This is a genomic window from Paraflavitalea pollutisoli, assembly GCF_029360705.1.
GTDB classification, from domain to species: Bacteria; Bacteroidota; Bacteroidia; order Chitinophagales; family Chitinophagaceae; genus Paraflavitalea; species Paraflavitalea pollutisoli.
This window is the reverse complement of the sequence record NZ_JARKMX010000008.1, coordinates 3,639,641-3,657,697: the sequence shown is the minus strand read 5'-3', so window position 1 is coordinate 3,657,697 and position 18,057 is coordinate 3,639,641. Positions and strand designations below refer to the sequence as shown.

At 48.4% G+C, this 18,057-nt stretch carries 11 protein-coding genes and 1 riboswitch; all 11 genes read left to right on the top strand.

Going from position 1 to position 18,057, the window contains the following annotated elements:
• Positions 1-236 precede the first annotated feature (236 nt).
• The 11 genes from P2W70_RS28295 (at position 237) to P2W70_RS28245 (ending at position 18,052) form a co-directional block, all read left to right on the top strand.
• Complete coding sequence (locus tag P2W70_RS28295) at positions 237-3,353, top strand: SusC/RagA family TonB-linked outer membrane protein (RefSeq protein ID WP_276484936.1); 3,117 nt, start codon at positions 237-239, stop codon at positions 3,351-3,353.
• 20 nt (positions 3,354-3,373) lie between these two features.
• Positions 3,374-4,885 (top strand): RagB/SusD family nutrient uptake outer membrane protein, encoded by a 1,512-nt coding sequence (locus P2W70_RS28290; RefSeq protein WP_276484935.1) that lies wholly within the window; start codon positions 3,374-3,376, stop codon positions 4,883-4,885.
• 421 nt (positions 4,886-5,306) lie between these two features.
• Positions 5,307-5,834 (top strand): LytR/AlgR family response regulator transcription factor, encoded by a 528-nt coding sequence (locus tag P2W70_RS28285; protein ID WP_276484934.1) that lies wholly within the window; start codon positions 5,307-5,309, stop codon positions 5,832-5,834.
• A gap of 97 nt (positions 5,835-5,931) precedes the next feature.
• Positions 5,932-7,068, top strand: a complete 1,137-nt coding sequence (locus P2W70_RS28280; RefSeq protein WP_276484933.1) for a helix-turn-helix domain-containing protein — start codon at positions 5,932-5,934, stop codon at positions 7,066-7,068.
• A 167-nt stretch (positions 7,069-7,235) separates the two neighbouring features.
• Positions 7,236-7,383, top strand: a riboswitch (SAM riboswitch).
• A gap of 409 nt (positions 7,384-7,792) precedes the next feature.
• Positions 7,793-8,347 (top strand): RteC domain-containing protein, encoded by a 555-nt coding sequence (locus P2W70_RS28275; protein WP_276484932.1) that lies wholly within the window; start codon positions 7,793-7,795, stop codon positions 8,345-8,347.
• Positions 8,348-8,541: 194 nt separating this feature from the next.
• A complete protein-coding gene (locus P2W70_RS28270) occupies positions 8,542-9,114 on the top strand; it encodes an RNA polymerase sigma-70 factor (protein WP_276484931.1) in 573 nt (190 codons plus the stop codon).
• Between the two features lie 12 nt (positions 9,115-9,126).
• On the top strand, positions 9,127-10,116 hold the full coding sequence (locus tag P2W70_RS28265; RefSeq protein ID WP_276484930.1) for a FecR domain-containing protein: 990 nt from the start codon (positions 9,127-9,129) through the stop codon (positions 10,114-10,116).
• Between the two features lie 16 nt (positions 10,117-10,132).
• Positions 10,133-12,151 (top strand): STN and carboxypeptidase regulatory-like domain-containing protein, encoded by a 2,019-nt coding sequence (locus tag P2W70_RS28260; RefSeq protein WP_276484929.1) that lies wholly within the window; start codon positions 10,133-10,135, stop codon positions 12,149-12,151.
• 193 nt (positions 12,152-12,344) lie between these two features.
• Positions 12,345-13,277: a helix-turn-helix domain-containing protein gene (locus tag P2W70_RS28255; protein WP_276484928.1), complete on the top strand. Its 933-nt coding sequence runs from the start codon at positions 12,345-12,347 to the stop codon at positions 13,275-13,277.
• Between the two features lie 141 nt (positions 13,278-13,418).
• Entirely contained in the window at positions 13,419-14,816 is a 1,398-nt protein-coding gene (locus P2W70_RS28250; RefSeq protein WP_276484927.1) for a TolC family protein, read from the top strand.
• A 17-nt stretch (positions 14,817-14,833) separates the two neighbouring features.
• Complete coding sequence (locus P2W70_RS28245; RefSeq protein ID WP_276484926.1) at positions 14,834-18,052, top strand: efflux RND transporter permease subunit; 3,219 nt, start codon at positions 14,834-14,836, stop codon at positions 18,050-18,052.
• The last annotated feature ends 5 nt before the right edge of the window (positions 18,053-18,057 follow it).

Here is an 18,057-nt window from a genome sequence, read left to right as displayed (position 1 = left end):
CATGGGAATTTATGGCATGTTTATAGTCCGCTGCATGCCTCATCCTGCGCAATGGTTTGTTGGGAGGACTAAAAATGCCATTCATCACTGCGTGTTTCGATCTGGCATGGCAGTGATTTCACTGCGATCGCCCAAACGAACTGATCTTACTTATCAAGTACGTAAATGTTGTATGTATTTGTTACCTGGATAGCTTGCTGTACTCGATAGTTTTGGTACAAACAAAGCTATACTGTATGAGACGAACCTTATTAATTGCCGTATGGTTGCTGTGCGCCAGTACGGGTCTACGGGCTCAGTCCAGGACCATTACCGGCAAAGTGACCGACAAGGGCGGGATCGGACTGCCAGGTGTATCCGTAACGATCAAAAATGGGCCAACCGGTACCCAAACCAATGACAATGGCGAGTACAGCCTCTCTGTACCTCCCAATGCACGCACGCTGGTATACTCTTTTGTTGGCTTCAATGTGGAAGAGGTCAGTATTGGAAGAAACAACACACTCAATGTAACGCTGTCTACCGAAGAGAAAAAACTAGATGAAGTGGTGGTGGTGGCATATGGTACACAACGTAAACGTGAAGTAACCAGTTCCATCGCCGTGGTGGATGAGAAAGCCATCAAGCGCCAACAGGTGACCAGTGTAGGGCAGGCCTTACAGGGTACAGCTGCGGGGGTGCTGGTGGTGAACAACTCTGGTCAGCCGGGTGATAATCCACAGATCCGTATACGAGGCATCGCTTCTTTGAACGCCAACGCCGAGCCATTGCTGGTGCTTGATGGCATTCCTTTCGATGGTAACCTGAATATGATCAATCCCAATGACATCGAGAACTTCAGTGTATTGAAGGATGGTACTGCCACCGCCCTGTATGGTTCCCGCGCAGCTGCCGGTGTGATCCTTATTAACACCAAGAAAGGAAGAAAAGGAATGGCTCCCTTGATTACTGTGGGCTCTTCCTTTGGGGTAGCCTCCCGCGCATTGCCCGAATACAGTACTGTCAACTCGCAACAAATGTTTGAATTAGGGTGGGAAGCTCTGCGCAATTTGTATGTAGACAACAGTGTACCCAACCCGGCGCAGCAGGCTACCGACGACCTGATCGGAGAAATCAAGTACAACCCGTTTGGTATTGCCAAGCCGGTGGGCAGTGATGGTAAACTGATACCTGGCACCAACCTGTTGTGGAATACCAACTGGAAAGATGAGCTTACCCGTACGAATGCGCTGCGGCGTGATGTGAACCTGACCGTAACCGGTGGCGGTGATCAATCGCGTTATTTCTTCTCAGCGGGCTACCTGACACAGGAAGGATATGTGATCACTTCCAAATTCGATCGTATCAGCGCACGTTTTAATTATACCAGCAACCTGAAAGACTGGCTGGAGATAGGGGCGAGGACAGCCTTTGTTTTCTCCGGGCAGAACTACCCGGACCAAGCTGGAACCAATTTTGAGAATGTGATCCAATATTACCGTACGATGTCTTCTATTTACCCGGTGTACCAGCGCGGTGAAAACGGTGAAGAACTAAAAGACGCTGACGGTAAACCAATCTATGATTTTGGTAATCCCAATGCCAGCCGAACCGTCAATGTAAACCGGAATACCCTGCAGCCTTCCAACCTGGTAGCTACTACGTATACAAATACAGAAGACCGGCAGCGGTATCAAACCAACCTGAATACGTATGCCGATATACGATTGGCCAAGGGCCTCAAATTTCGTAGCAGTTTCGGTATTGATAAGTACACCTTCGAGTCGCTTGCTTATGAGACGCCTGAATTCGGAAACGGGCAAAATGTAGGTGGTCGTGCCGGCCGGCAAAATGATATCACCACTTCCTGGACCTGGAACAATATGCTGAACTATGTACGTACGTTTGGTGATCATACGATCGATGTGATGGCCAGTACCGAAGCTTACAAGTATCAGTATAAAACGCTTTCGGGTCAAAAGATCGCCTTCCCTTTCTCGGGCCTCACTGAGTTCAGTACCGCTGCTACCACGGAAGGCCTTACCAGTGGTACCACCACGGAAACCCTCAACAGCTGGCTGGGAAGGATCAAGTATGATTTCAAGGGGAAATATTTTGCGGAAGTGACGGTACGCTGGGATGGTTCTTCGCGTTTTGCGGAAGGGAACAAATGGGGCTTTTTCCCGGCAGCCGGTGTGTCATGGTTGCTGAGTGAAGAAGATTTTATCAAGAATATTGCTTTCCTCGACTTCCTGAAGTTGCGTGCCAGTTATGGGGAGGTCGGAAATAACCGGCTTACCAGTTATTTTCCCTACCTGAGTACTTTCAGTGGAGGGTATGACAACCTCAATGCTCCCGGTATCTACCTCGATCAACTCGGCAATCCGGATGTGGCCTGGGAAAAGCAAGGTAACCTGGATATCGGTGTTGACTTTGCGATCCTGAAAAACAGGATCAACGGTAGCATCGATTATTTCAGAAAGTCCTCGATCGATCTGCTGTTTACCAAACCCCTCGTTTTTTCAGGTGGTATTCCTTCTGTGGATTACAACATAGGCACCGTAGTGAATGCGGGTATCGAGTTTACGCTCAATACCAAACCTGTTGTATCCAAGAGTTTCGAATGGAACTCCCTGTTGAATGCCTCATTTGTTAAGAATACGATCAAAAAGCTGCCACAGGAGAAACTGCTCACCGGGGCTTATCAACTGGAGGTAGGTCGTTCATTCTATGATTTCTTTATGCAGGAATGGGCGGGTGTGGATCCTACTACAGGTGCACCTCAATGGTATATGGATGAGAAAGACAACAATGGAAATGCCACCGGTAAAAAGATCATCACCAATAATTACGCAGAGGCCACACGCTACTACCAGGGCACAGCCTTGCCGAAAGTGACCGGCGGCTGGACGAATACCCTGACGTACAAGAAATTTGACCTCAGCATCCTGATCAATTTTGCGTTGGGCGGTAAGTTGTATGACGGTGAATACGGCGGTCTCCTGCATGGATTTACCGCTGGTTTTGGTGATCAGTTGCATACTGACATTCTTAAGCGCTGGCAAAAAACGGGTGATATGACCGATGTACCGCGGTTGGATCTCAACAACACGGATATCAACCAACGTTCTACCCGCTATCTTTTTGATGGTGATTATGCACGTCTCCGGAATATAACGCTGGGCTTCACTTTTAGTCCTGACAGACAGCAGAAGATCGTCAAGAGTGCCCGGTTCTATGTACAGGCTGATAATATTGGTACCTGGAGCAGGCTCAAGAAGGGATCTGATCCGGAAACGAATGTGGATGGAAGTGCCCGGCCTCAATCGTCGGTGTTCAGGATCATTTCCGGAGGATTGGAAATTAACTTTTAATGAATTCAAATTGTAAGCTTATGAAACGCTATCCATATACTCCTGTTTGCTGGCTGCTGGTGGTGATCTGCCTGGCTGGTGCAGGGTGCAGCAAGGATTTTATCAATGACCCCCGTCCGACCAACGCGGTGTCTGAAGATGATGTATTCAAGTCCGTCAGCGGGGTTCGCGCGTATTTTACAGGTATTTACCGCAATATGCGGCGGCAATGGTCCAACCTGGATAATACAGCTGGTGGCTCTACCGATACCTGGGGTTACAATTCCATCAACCTGACCCGTATCAATAAGGGAACCGATATCATCAACCCCGGCGGGTTTTATCAATTTGACTATCGCCAGGAAAACCGCGAGCCTGCCTATCGCCGCACGATCTTTACCTGGGGCTTTTTTTACGAGCATATCAACCAGGCGAATGTCATCATCAAGGGGGTGGCAGGCAGCAATCTTTCTGCTGCCGATAAAACGGCTTTGGAAGCTGAGGCACGGGCATTACGCGGCTGGATGTATTTTGAATTGATCCGGGAGTTTCAGCACACGTTGTTGAAAGATCAGAATGCGCCCGGCATTCCCGTGTATACAGAACCTACGGGTATCGAAAATACGGGTAAGCCCCGGGGAACGATCAAGCAAGTATTTGACCAGATCAACAGCGATATTGAATTTGCCACGCTGCACCTTGGTACGGCGAGGAGTATCAAGAGCGATATCAATATCAATGTAGCCTGGGGCATGGCTGCCCGTATCTACCTGGAGCAAAAACGTTGGGCCGATGCGAAGAATGCCGCGCAAAAGGCGAGAACAGGATATACGCTCGATGCGGCGTCGTATGCTAATGGCTACAATGACCTGGGATCCAGTGAGGTCATCTGGGGTTTTCCGCAGGCAACAGATATGGGTGGGCAATCCTTGTATTATGGTACACCCAGTTCTTTTTTCGAGAAGACAGGTCTTGGCTATGATAACCTGTTTATCAATTCTACGTTGGTGGCCACCTTTACCAATTCGGATGTGCGCAACTTGTTTTTCCTGACCAGCAGTAACCCCAGCAGTGCACAACGTTTTTCGACCAATAAGTTCGGTACCGACTCGGAAGATGAAATCGAGTTGATCAATGGGGAGGTGGTGCCGCTTAAGGCGACCTATTTCAATGAGGCATTGCCCATGATGCGTGTGGCGGAGATGTACCTGATCGAAGCGGAAGCCAAGGCTGAATTGGGCGAAGGTGATGCAGGTGCTGTTCTGTATACTGTACAGCAAAACAGGGATCCGGCCGCCACGGCGTCCGGGAATACCGGTGCTGCGCTGATCACGGAGATCCTGTTGGAGCGCCGGAAGGAGTTTTATGGTGAGCTGGGGTTCGATTGGCTGGATGCCAAGCGGCGTCAGATTCCGTTGATCCGCACCGGCAATCACCCGGCTGCTTACCGGTTCAATATTCCCGCCAATGACAACCGGTTTATCATGAAGATTCCGCAAAAGGAATTCGACTCCAATCCTCAACTGAATCCTGACAAAGACCAGAACGGTTAAGTCATATTTAGCTTATGCAAGCGATGCAGGGCCGTATCCGGGGTTTCGGGTACGGCCCTGTGTTTTGCGGTTTTACCTGCCTGTTGCTGCCGCATTCTTGCCGGGTTACTAACCACTTAAGGTCAATGCTGTTGTCAATCTGTCATTGTTTTCAGCTACCGAGACGACTTAAAAGAACTCCGGATTGATTCGTGGGGTGTCTGAGCTGAGATCGTTGCCGGGCAACGATGGTTGCTGTTATTTGCTGCTTAAGCATCTCAAGGGACTGCGTGTTACCCAAATACCCCTGAAAAAATGGAAGGAATGGATGTAAGCTGCTTATTCGTGTGAAGCTTTATAATGGTTTACGCGTTTGGGGACCAAAAATATGGCCATCGGGAGGTGAACGATGACCTTTGAGGGGTCTAGTAAAACAAATTTTATGAGTAGCACACTTTCCTCCAGTTCAACACTATCCCCGCTACAGCCTGTGACAATCCGGCAGGATGATCAGGCAATCGTAGCGCCCCTGTTTCGGGAAAAAGAAACGGCCCCGGCCCAGCAAGGACTGGCTGCACAACTGCAGGATCTCTTGCAGTTATTATCGCCTGCCAGGCCTGCTGGCCCCGAATACCGCAGTCGCTTTCTGATCCGTAAAGGGCACCAGTTCATATCCCTGCCGGTGGCGGATATCAGGTATTTCTATTCCAGGGAAAAGATCTGTTTTGTCAAAACCGCTGATAATAAAGATTATGTGGTGCCGCATACCATCACTGAGATTGAATCGATGGTTTCTCCTGTGATGTTTTTCCGGGCCAGCCGTAAGTATATTATTACGCATGCTGCCATTTCCAGGATATTGATTTGGTTCAATGGGAAGTTGAAAGTTGAGATCCTGGCAGGTCAGGAAGAAGATATTGTAATCAGCCGGGAGCGGGTTAATAATTTCAAGTTGTGGCTGGGTGAATAAGGAGTTGTGAAAATGTATGAAGGGTTCCTGTATTAGCACCATTCTTTCTAATATTGCCGGTAAATATCATAAGGCTGTACTATTAGAAATTGTGGGTATGACTGATGCTATGTTCATATTGCCTGGATTCTTCAAGGTCCTTTTCTTAATGGCGGGTTTGCAGGGAATTATCCTTACCGTCGTACTGTGGCGGCAGCGAACCAACCAGGTAAAGAACCATTTATTAGCCTGGCTGGTGCTGATGTTCTCTGCGGCTGTACTGTTCTTTATTGCTACCTACGAAAAGAGCCTGTACTTCCACCCGGCTTATCCGGGAGTAGCTGCGGGTTGGATCTTAGGAACAGCAGGGGCTAATTTTCTGTTGATGTATGTCAGGGCCAGTTTTGGTCTGGAGCCACGCCCACGTTTGTATTGGCTGTACTGGATACCGACCCTCTTCTTTACCATTTTGGCTATCATGCACATAGCGCTCCCGCGAACTGACGGCGAATATGTATCCGAACTGGGAAGGCTGGGGCTGATATATATAGTGGTGATCACGTGTGTCTGCTACTATAAATTCCGCACTTATTCAAAGTGGGGGAGTAGCGGTGTGTACAGTGCGAAAACCATTCAATACCTGCGATGGGTGTTGTTGTTCTTTGCCACCTATTCGGTGATGCAGATCATCAGTTTTGTGTTGTGGCCCCTGGTTCCCTTTGAAGTATCACTGTACTTGTCTGTGATCGTAAAATTACTAACGACGGTGGGTATTTATGCGATAGCTTATCTCAATGTGCAGCACGCACAGCAGGTGGCACCGGTAACCCTTACCGTTCCGGCAGAGCAAGTGGAGAAATACCGATTTTCAAGTCTGGATGAAAGTAAGGCGCTCGCCGTCCGCGAACAATTGCTGGCGCTGGTAAGTACCGAGAAGGTGTATTTGCAAAGAGATTTCAAGATAAAAGACCTGGCAGATCGTTTGAATATCCCGGTACACACATTGTCGCAGGTGCTCAATGAGCGATTGGGTGTTGGTTTTTCGGACTTTGTCAATAAGCTGCGCGTTGAAGAAGCGGTACGTCTGTTGGCGGCAGGAGACGATAGCAAGATTGAATCGCTGGCCCTCGATACAGGCTTCAATAACAAGGTATCTTTCAACAAGGCTTTTAAAAAGTTCACCGGTGTTACGCCTTCCCAATACAAAAATAAGCTGCTGGGATTACCGGTTGATGTCGATGCACGGCTCAACTAGCCCTAATATGTAGTGGCTACGCATTGATATATCGCAAAATGAGGTATTATCCCTTCAATAATGCAGTATAATTCCCATTTCTTTGGTTATTATCAAAAAAAATACAGATTTGCTTCGCGTTTAAAGAATTGGATTCTCTATATTTGCTATGTTCTTTTTTCATGTGTTGCTTATCAAGAAAGGCTGAGGGAAAACGGGCCCGATGACGCCTTGGCAACCCATCTAAAATATCATGCTGTATAGACATTGTGCATGCTATGATGGATGAAGGTGCCAATTCCTGCTCTACTCTTCATGGGTGGAGGTAGATAAGTCTGTGTATAGCTTTGAAACATTTTGCAGTAGCAATGTATAAATAATTTCAGGCTCACCTGGCTTATCTGCAGGTGAGCTTTTTTTATGCCATCACCCGGGATGATCATTGGTAACAACAAAAAAGAACTTCCCGCAAACCTGTTATCGGCAAATCAGTCGTAGCGGGCGTTCCGGGAACTTACAGGAGGGTTTTGTTTCTTCTTATATGTCAATGTCCGCTTTGTCCTTATCCCGGTTTTGCCGGGATGGGACACGGGCAAACAGAAGGAACAGAAAAGAGACCATAACCTTTGTTTCAAATAGTAGATTTTCTCATGTGACCTTTTGGTTAACCAGGGATTGTTTTCACTCTCCCTGCTTTTTTTAAAATCCATGAAGATTCGACAATCCTATAACCCCCTGACCCGTTATGAAAGAAACGTGCAAACTTCTGTACGAAGAGATGTTGAAAGAGATGAACTCCTGCCGGCTGCATCACACCAATGAAAAAGAGCAGATCGAATGTTCTTTCAGAACCTGCGAAATGAACTGGAAAAAGCTGCAAACCTATCTGCACCAGTACAAATTCCACGATGAGATTGAAGAGGCCTGGTTCTTTAAAGCGGTAAAGCCACAATTTACCGGATTGATAGAGTATTACGCCCTTGTATACAAAGCGGCCTTGTTTCTTCCGGAAGACGGTCCCAAAGACATCTACCGCTTTTGGCAAAATGAACTACACCTGTCCAGGCGTTTTTTTGCCGAGCATGAAAGTTTCTACCGTTATTATAAAGGCGGTCTCACAGAGATGGATACGATCTACTTTGTGCGTGCCAACAACGATCCCACAACACCTGCCGTTACCAAGGCTTATGATATTGCGCCGGAGGCATCTACCACACACGATCACCTGGTTGCCTCGATCATTGCGCGCGAGCGATACATTGAATATGTAGAAGTTCAACTGCAGCGCATCCATAATTAAAGGCTCGACTTCGATTGCAATGTGTTGATATTTAACACATACATAACTACCAGTTGTCAAATTGTTATCGCCCGTTCGGGATTAATTCAGGTATTTCGCGCCGTGAATAGGGGTAAGGCTTTGGCTGGTTGTCTTGTAATAAAGCGCAATTGACAGAAGCCGGTATATTTGGAGGCAGTTATCAAACCGTTCGAATGGCAATTAACGACACGGGCAGCATTCAGCAACGGGCTGAAGGCGGCACTACTCTTTTTGAGGATGTTTTTAAAACTCATTTTAAGAACCTGCATGCCTATGCCTATACCATTGTGAAGGATGATATCATGGCCGAAGAACTTGTTCAGAATGTCTTTTATAAGATTTGGGAACGAAAGGCTCATTTGACCATCCAAACCTCTCTTCCTGCTTACCTGTACCGCGCTGTATACCATGAAAGTCTCAATTACATCAAGCACCTGAAGGTAAAAACCGCCTACCAGTCCTATGCTACAGCGCGCATGAACCACAATACCGATAACGCAGAAAAGAAAGTTTTGCTGGGTGAGCTGGAAGTGAAGTTACGCACCGCGCTCCAGGAATTACCCGAGCAATGCCGTACCATTTTTCAGATGAGCAGGTTCGAAGAGCTCAAATACCAGGAAATTGCCGACCGTCTTGGTTTGTCGATCAAGACTGTGGAGAACCAGATGGGAAAAGCGCTGAAGTTGATGCGATTGAAGCTGATCGATTTTCTACCGTTTGTGATCCTATCCCTGTTAAACCTGTAAATCACTCCTGATTTGAAAGAACATCTACACGATATGAACGACGACCTGCTGGTTAAATACCTGTTGCGGGAAACCAGTCCTGCTGAAAACAGGGCGGTTGAATCCTGGATCCAGGCAACCCCTGCCAACCAGCGGTATTACGATCACTTCAGGTTGATCTGGGAGCGTAGCCGCGAATTGGCTGCCACCAGCACGGTAGATCCGGATAAGGCCTGGCAACGTTTTCAGCAGCGTGTAGCCGAAGAGCGTAGACCCAATCGTGGAATCGTGCGCACGATGAACCGTCGGCTGGCGGGCTGGCAGGTGGCGGCGATGCTAACCGGTGTGGTAGCCGTGGTTGCTATGATCTATTATTTTTCGCAGCAGGTGAAGAGCGATGACGCCGTTACACTCGCTGCTACTACTGCCAGCCAGGTCGACACGCTGCCAGACGGTTCGGTGATCACGCTCAATAAGCATTCATCGCTGTCTTATGCTGGTGCTTATAATGAAGAAAAACGAACTGTTGCCCTGAAAGGGGAAGCTTTTTTCAGTGTGGTCCCCAATAAGAAAAAACCTTTCGTGGTGGAAGCGAATGGTGTCACGGTTACGGTAACCGGTACTTCTTTCAATGTGCGGTCGGTGAATGGGAAGACAGAAGTAGTGGTAGAGACTGGATCTGTGCAGGTCAGCAATGGTCATCAGACGATCGTGCTCAGTCCCAAAGAAAAAGTCTCTATTGCGCACCCTGATTCGACGATGGTCAAAGAAGCGCAAACCAATGTTCTTTACCAGTATTACCGCGACAAGACCTTTGTCTGTGATGAAACACCCTTGTGGAAGTTTATCGAAGTGCTCAATGAAGCTTATGATGTTCATATTGTGATTGACTCCAAACAGGTGGCTGGTCAACCCTACACCGCTACTTTTCACAATGAGTCACTAGATAATATACTGTATGTAATCGCAGAAACATTCCACCTTTCCGTTGAACGTACCAATTCCCGAATTGTGTTGAAATAGTTTTATCATTTACGTTATGAAGCAGACAGCCGGATTGGTAAGCATCGTCTTACTTACAGTACTACTATTCGTTTCCGCGGGTGCACAGTCGCAGCCTATCCTGGGTAGAAATGTGTCGTTTGTCGTAAATCGACAACAGCTTGGTCAGGTACTCGAGATCCTGAGCAATAAAGGCAATTTCTATTTCTCTTACAATAGCAATATCATAAAGGGGGATAGCCTGGTTACCCTGAATATTTTCAACCAGACCGTGAAGCAGGTGATGGAAAAGCTTTTTCCAGAAGGGTACGAGTATCGGGAAAGCGGCAATTATATCATCCTTCGCAAGGCTCCCATCAAGGCCTCGGAAGTAACTGGTCGTACCGCCAGCGAAGAAAAGTATTACTATGTCAGTGGCTATATTCTGGATGATCAAACCGGGGAGATCATTAGTCACGCCAGTATTTACGAGAAGAATCAACTTGCGTCTGCCATGAGCGACCGGCAGGGGTATTTCAAACTGAAACTCAAAAGCCGTTACAACCAGGCGTCCCTTACTGTAAGCAAGGAGTTGTATGTCGATACCACCTTTACTATTCAGCCCCGGTTCAATCAGCAGATGACGGTTGCTATTATGCCCCTGGAGGTTTCTGATAAAACGATCACCATTACTCCTTATACTTTTGAAGTGCCCGATTCGATCGTGGTCGCCGTCCGCAAAGCGGATAGTTCGCACTGGATCTATACGTATCGAAAAGCCGACTCTTCCATGGTTGATAAAACGCAAATGGGTAATTGGGTCTTGTCTACCTGGCAAAAATTGCAGGCCATCAACCTCAAGAAGTTCTTTACAGTACGACCTTACCAGTTGTCACTGCTGCCAGGGCTCAGCACCAATGGCCGGCTGAACAGTCAGGTGATCAACAACGTTTCCATCAACGTGTGGGGCGGCTATTCAGGTGGAGTGAATGGGGTAGAGTTGGGTGGTCTCTTCAATATTGACAATAAGAGTGTTCGCTGGGCTCAGGCTGCAGGTATTTTCAACGTAGTGGGAGGTATGGTAGAGGGAGCTCAACTGGCGGGCATCAGTAATACGGTGCTGGATAGTGTACACGGGGTACAGGCTGCTGGTATTTCCAATTTTACCAAACGTAACTTTAGCGGTGCGCAGTTGGGTGGCATCTATAACCACGTGGGTGGCACTATGCAGGGGGTACAGGCGGCAGGTATCGGCAATTTTGGGAATGGCCATACCGTTGGTGCGCAATTGGCTGGCATACTCAACGTGAATCGACGGAACCTGGATGGGGCGCAGATTGCCGGCTGGGTGAACGTGAACCTCCAGGATGTAAAGGGAGCGCAAATTGCCGGCTGGTTGAATGTGAACCTCCAAGATGTAAGGGGGGCACAGATTGCCGGCTGGTTGAATGTGAACCTCAAAGATGTGAAAGGAGCGCAGATTGCCGGTCTGATGAATGTAAATTTTAAGGAGGTGAGAGGAGCGCAGATAGCGGGACTTGTAAATTATACGAAGAAACTATCGGGTTTACAGATCGGTCTGGTCAATATAGCCGATACATCAGATGGGTATAGTATTGGTCTAATCAATATCGTATTGAAAGGCTATCATAAGTTGTCGCTCTATGGCAATGAAGAGTTTCCTTTTAATGCTTCTTTCAAAACCGGTAACTCAAAATTGTACAGCATTTTGCTGGCGGGCGTGGAACCTACCAACAATGCCAAGGCTTATACATTTGGTTACGGGCTGGGGCGGGAATTCAACCTGTCAAAAAAATGGGCTGTTAATGCCGAGGTGTCTACAGCCCATGTGTATCTGGGTACCTGGGATTACCTCAATATGCTGACCCGTGTGGAGGCACACATCAATTACCGGCTCACGAAGTGGGCTTCACTGTTTGCGGGACCTGCCATGTCTTTTTATTACTCCGAGCAGAAAAACGCCGTGAAAGGCTACAAGGCAAACATCCGACCTATGTCTCCCGGCGACAATTTCATTGGTTGGGCAGGCTTTACTGCAGGTATCAATTTGTTTTAGAGAACCAATAAGGAAATCTCCTTCATGGATTTTACGCCGTCTGGTTAAGCGTTTGTTAACGAAAAGCCGCAGTCAAAGCTTGTTGGGGCGAATCGTCGAAAAGCAGCTACCAGTCATCTCAGTAAACGGCTGATCCGTCTAATTTTATAAACATTTTAATTTCGCCGTTGTTTGATTTTCATAATTTCGGGAAATGGCCAAGGCGGAATCCATCAGCGATTTTTACAAACGTATCGGCACTGGCGACACCGGCAGTGGGCGTGTGATCTACGATAAGCAGCACCAGCGCATGGAGCTTGGGCATCTGAACGTATACAAGCGCAGCGATTTTTATTGCAAAACTTATTCTCCTTACAACCGGCGTGATTTCTACAAAATCTCTCTTATTATCGGAGAGGGGATGTTGTATTATGCCGATAAAGGGATCAAGATCGACAGTCCGGCCTTGTTGTTTTCCAACCCGACCATTCCTTATGCATGGGAAGCCAGTTCTTCGCAACAGGATGGTTACTTCTGCCTGTTTGATCAGCAGTTTGCAGACCGGACACAACGTAATGAAGGTATCATGGAGTCGCCATTGTTTAAGATAGGTGGTGATCCTATTTATTTCATGACGCCACAGCAAGTTGATTTTCTCTGTGCTACATTCGCTAAGATGCAGGCGGAGCTTGAGTCGGAGTATATTCACAAGTATGATCTGCTGCGCAATTATGTCAACCTGATCATTCATGAAGCACTCAAGTCGAAACCTGCCGACAGCTATTTCCAGCATACCAATGCTTCTTCCAGAATAGTGGCACTGTTCGTTGAATTGCTGGAAAGGCAGTTCCCGATCGACTCTCCCGATCATGTGTTGAAGTTGAAGACGGCCGGTGACTATGCCATGAACCTGTCGGTACATGCCAATCACCTGAACCGGGTCGTGAAGGAGATTACCGGAAAAACGACAACGGAACATATCGCAGATCGTATCGTGAAAGAAGCAAAGGCGTTACTCATGCATACCAATTGGAACGTATCCGAGATCGCTTACAGCCTCGGCTTCGAGTATCCTGCCTACTTTAACAACTTCTTTAAAAAGCAAACCCTGCAGACTCCGCGCACCTACCGGGGAGCCGCTGTTTGATTTTTATAGTTATTTGTTTGAAATCTATAATGCACTAACCTAATCCTACAGGTAACTTTACCTGCTTGTGAAAACCCTCACGAACGTCAGCTTGCCCCAAGGTTAAGGACTATACAATCTGAATGATATTCATCGCATAGCATGTTAAAAAAACTTCCTGTCTCCCTGTTAGGGTTCTTAGGTTTTGTATGTATTCCGGCGGTATCCAATGCGCAGGTATTGACCCTGAAGGATGCCGTACAGGCTGGACTGCAGCAATACAGTGCCATTAAAGCCAAGGCCCGTTATGTGGATGCTTCGAAAGCATCTGCCCGGCAAAGTGTTAAAGAATACTATCCCGATCTCAGTATTTCGTTTCAGCATGACTACGGTACCGTCAACGGACAAACCGGTCCGTTATACGGCTTTCGTGGTCTTGGTACCGCCTCTTCCGGTCAGCCGTTGGCTGAGCAGAACTGGCATGCCGCGTTTGGCTCCTTGTACCTCACCAACGTAAACTGGGACTTCTACTCTTTTGGTCGTGCACGGGAGAAGATCAAAACCGCTGAGGCGGTGGTGGCCAGGGATGAAAGCGATTTGGCGCAGGAGCAATTTCAACACGAAGTACGTGTGGCTGGTGCCTACCTTAATCTGCTGGCGGCCCAGCGTCTTACCCAGTCCTGGCAAAACAACCTGGACAGGGCTATCGCCTTGCAAAACATTGTTACTACCCGGGTAAAGAATGGACTCAATGCCGGTGTCGATTCTTCATTGGCGAATGCCGAGGTGTCGAATGCGCGGATCGTATTGACGCGGTCTAGAGACTATGAACAGGAGCAGGCCAATCAGCTGGCGATCCTGATGGGTGTACCACATCAGTCATTCCAACTCGATTCGCAGTTTGTATCACGCATTCCTGCGGCGCTGTATGATTCCGCTTCCAGTAGCCAGCTGCATCCTCTGTTGGGCTATTTCCAAAAGCGTATCGACCTCAGTAATGAGCAGGCCAAATACTTCAAAACTTTCAGTTATCCTACGTTTACCCTCTTTGGGGTATTTCAGGGCAGGGGTTCGGGTTTTAGCCCTGATTATGGTTTCAACGGACTCGATAAATATTCGCAGAGTTATGCAAAGGGAATCGATCCTACCCGCGCCAACTATCTATTGGGTGTGGGTATGATCTGGAACCTGACTACACCGCTACGGGTGCACCACCAGGTAGCATCGCAGAAATTCATTTCACAGGCTTTGAAAGAAGAATATGTGTTGACCGATCAGCGGCTGAAAGCACAACTCGCGTTGGCAGATAACAAGATCAAAAATGCACTGGATAATTACCGCGAAGTGCCGGTGCAGATAAAAGCGGCATCGGATGCCTTCCTGCAAAAGTCTGTACTGTATAAGAATGGACTGACCAATATGGTGGATGTAACGCAGGCTTTGTATGCGCTCAACCGGGCGGAAACGGATCGTGCCATCACGTACAACAATGTGTGGCAGGCCCTGTTGCTGAAAGCGGCAGCCAGTGGTGATTTCGATTTATTCATTAATGAGTTTTAACTCAACCTCTCGTAGTTATGGGCTTGATCAGAACAGCACTTAGAAAACCTATCTCCATACTGGTATTGGTAGCCGGACTTTTGTTTTTTGGTATTGGAGCGGTTCGCACCATCAAGGTGGATATCTTTCCGCAGATGAACCTACCGGTCATCTATATTTCGCACCCTTTTGGTGGCTACACACCTTCTCAGATGGAGGCTTTCTTCGGTAAGCAGTATATTAATATCCTATTGTTTGTCAATGGTATCAAATCCATCGAAACGAAGAATACGCAGGGCTTGACCCTCATGAAGATCACCTTCTATCCGAGCACCAATATGGCGCAGGCCGCTGCGGAATTGGGGGCTTTCTGTAACCGGGCGCAGGCTATTTTCCCGCCTGGCTCACAGCCGCCTTTCATCATACGCTTCGATGCCTCTACGTTGCCGGTGGGTCAATTGGTACTCAGTAGTCCGACACGGACCAACAACGAGTTGATGGATATGGCCAACGTATACGTGCGCAGTGCATTTACGTCCATACCCGGCCTCATCGGTTCTCCACCCTTTGGTGGTAACGTGCGTACTATTGTAATTAAAGCCGATCCGGAACTGCTGCGCTCGCATCAGTTGACCCCCGACCAACTGGTGGAAGCGTTACGTGTCAACAACCAGATATCGCCCGGGGGCAATGTGCGGGTGGGGGATTACAACTACCTGACACCGGCTAACACGGTGATCAAGAATGTGAAGGATTTCGAGAATATGCCTTTGTATAAGGGAGGCGTGCAGAACCTGTACCTGCGTGATGTGGCAACGGTAGAAGATGGCGCCGATATTACGATGGGTTATGCCCTGGTAAATGGCAAGCGCTCTGTGTACCTGAGTATCGCAAAATCTTCCGATGCCTCTACCTGGGAAGTAGTGCAGAAGCTGAAAGCAAACCTGCCCAGGTTTCAGGCGCAATTGCCGGAAGATGTAAAACTATCCTACGAATTTGACCAATCGGTGTATGTAATTAACGCGGTAAAGAGCTTGCTGAGTGAGGGTGCTATTGGCGCTATCCTGACGGGGCTCATGGTGTTGATGTTCCTGGGCGACGCCCGGGGCGCGCTGATCGTGATCCTGACCATTCCTACTTCCATCATCTCGGGCGTATTGTTATTGCAGCTCTTTGGACAAACCATCAATATCATGACCTTGAGTGGTCTGTCGCTTGCCATCGGTATCCTGGTAGATGAATCGACGGTCACGATTGAAAATATTCACCAGCATTTTGATATGGGTAAGCCCAAGGCGAAGGCCATCTGGGATGCCTGTAAGGAGATCGCCTTTCCTAAATTGTTGATCCTGTTTTGTATCCTGGCGGTGTTTGCGCCTGCCTTTACCATGCAGGGTATTCCCGGGTCCTTGTTCCTGCCTCTGTCGCTGGCCATTGGTTTTTCGATGATCGTCTCTTATTTGTTGTCGCAGACCTTTGTACCGATCATGGCCAACTGGATCATGAAACCACACAAGGGAAAACATGTGCCGGCTGCTGGTCACGCCACTGATTCTGAACTCAAGCAGGCCATGGCAGAACGAACAGATGTCAACAGTGATGGCAAATTGACGCGATTTGAAAAATTCCGGGCACGTTTCATGCGGTTCCTCGATCGGTTACTGCGTTATCGCAAAGGCGTTGTGGTGGGTTACCTGGCTGTGGCTATTGCCGCGGTGGTGTTCCTGCTTTTCAGTATCGGACGCGATGTATTACCGAAAGTGAATGGCTCTCAATTTCAGGTGCGGTTGAAAGCGCCGGAAGGCATGCGTATTGAAAGAACAGAAGAGAAGGTCGTGAAGATGCTGCACATTCTCGATACACTGGTAGGTAAAGACAATATCGCCATCAGTTCTGCTTTTGTGGGACAGCATCCTGCTCAATTCTCCATTGCACCGATCTACCTGTTTACCGGTGGGCCGCACGAAGCGGTGCTGCAGGTTGCCTTGCAGGAGCATTATAAAACCAATATGGATGAGCTGAAGGAGAAGCTGCGTAATGAAGTTGGTAAGGCGATGCCTGAAGTCAAGTTGTCGTTTGAGCCGATCGAGCTCACCGATAAGATCCTGAGCCAGGGTTCACCCACCCCGGTAGAGGTGCGGATTGCCGGTCGCAATAAGAAACTCAATGAAGAATATGCCCATAAGCTGATGGATAAGTTGCACGAGATCGCTTATCTCCGCGATATTCAGATTGCGCAACCTATCCGTTACCCGGCATTGAATATCAATATAGACCGGATTAAAGCCGCTCAACTGGGCGTAGATATGTCGGATATTTCCCGTTCGGTAGTAGCATCGACCTCTTCCTCCCGGTACACGGAGAAGAATGTGTGGCTGGATGAAAAAGCCGGGTTGAGCTACAATGTACAGGTACAGATACCTGAAGTAAAGATGGCGAGTGTGAGCAGTGTAGGGGAGATCCCGGTGTTGCGTAATGCACAAAGGCCGGTATTGAGTGATGTGGCGACGATCGAGGCGGATACGACCTATGGTGAAAATGATAACCTGGGAGCGATGCCCATCGTATCGGTAACCGCCAACCTGATGGACAAAGACCTGGGTACAGCGACCACAGACGTGAAAGCGGCCATTGCTGCCCTGGGTGAACTGCCCCGTGGACTAACGGTGGAGCCGATCGGTCTGGGACAGGTACTTACCGAAACTTTGGATAGCTTGCAGTCGGGTTTGTTGGTGGCTATTGTCGTGATCTTTTTGATGCTGGCGGCTAACTTCCAGTCTTTCAAAGTATCAGCGGTGATCCTGACGACGGTGCCAGCGGTGTTGCTGGGCGCCATGCTGATGCTGATCGCTACGGGGTCTACGCTGAACCTGCAATCGTACATGGGTATCATCATGTCGGTGGGGGTGTCGATCGCCAACGCAGTATTGTTGATCACCAATGCGGAGCAGTTGCGCAAACACAATGGCAATGCCTTGCAAAGTGCCCGGGAAGCAGCCGCTTTACGGATGCGGCCTATCCTGATGACGAGTGTGGCGATGGTGGTCGGTATGATTCCGATGGCTGCCGGCCTTGGTGAAGCCGGTGACCAGGTATCTCCGCTGGCGCGTGCGGTGATTGGTGGGTTGATCGCCTCTACTTTTGCGACCTTACTGATGTTGCCGCTCGTGTTTGCCTGGGTGCAAAACAAGACTACCACCGCCTCTGTATCGCTCGATCCGGAAGATAAGGAGAGCAAATTTTACGTAGGTGAATAAATAAA

What these genes read in the sequence shown, in the direction of transcription:
- P2W70_RS28295 (WP_276484936.1), top strand. Translation starts at nt 237, where the DNA reads ATGAGACGAACCTTATTAATTGCCGTATGGTTGCTGTGCGCCAGTACG.
- P2W70_RS28290 (WP_276484935.1), top strand. Translation starts at nt 3,374, where the DNA reads ATGAAACGCTATCCATATACTCCTGTTTGCTGGCTGCTGGTGGTGATC.
- P2W70_RS28285 (WP_276484934.1), top strand. Translation starts at nt 5,307, where the DNA reads ATGAGTAGCACACTTTCCTCCAGTTCAACACTATCCCCGCTACAGCCT.
- P2W70_RS28280 (WP_276484933.1), top strand. Translation starts at nt 5,932, where the DNA reads ATGACTGATGCTATGTTCATATTGCCTGGATTCTTCAAGGTCCTTTTC.
- P2W70_RS28275 (WP_276484932.1), top strand. Translation starts at nt 7,793, where the DNA reads ATGAAAGAAACGTGCAAACTTCTGTACGAAGAGATGTTGAAAGAGATG.
- P2W70_RS28270 (WP_276484931.1), top strand. Translation starts at nt 8,542, where the DNA reads ATGGCAATTAACGACACGGGCAGCATTCAGCAACGGGCTGAAGGCGGC.
- P2W70_RS28260 (WP_276484929.1), top strand. Translation starts at nt 10,133, where the DNA reads ATGAAGCAGACAGCCGGATTGGTAAGCATCGTCTTACTTACAGTACTA.
- P2W70_RS28255 (WP_276484928.1), top strand. Translation starts at nt 12,345, where the DNA reads ATGGCCAAGGCGGAATCCATCAGCGATTTTTACAAACGTATCGGCACT.
- P2W70_RS28250 (WP_276484927.1), top strand. Translation starts at nt 13,419, where the DNA reads ATGTTAAAAAAACTTCCTGTCTCCCTGTTAGGGTTCTTAGGTTTTGTA.
- P2W70_RS28245 (WP_276484926.1), top strand. Translation starts at nt 14,834, where the DNA reads ATGGGCTTGATCAGAACAGCACTTAGAAAACCTATCTCCATACTGGTA.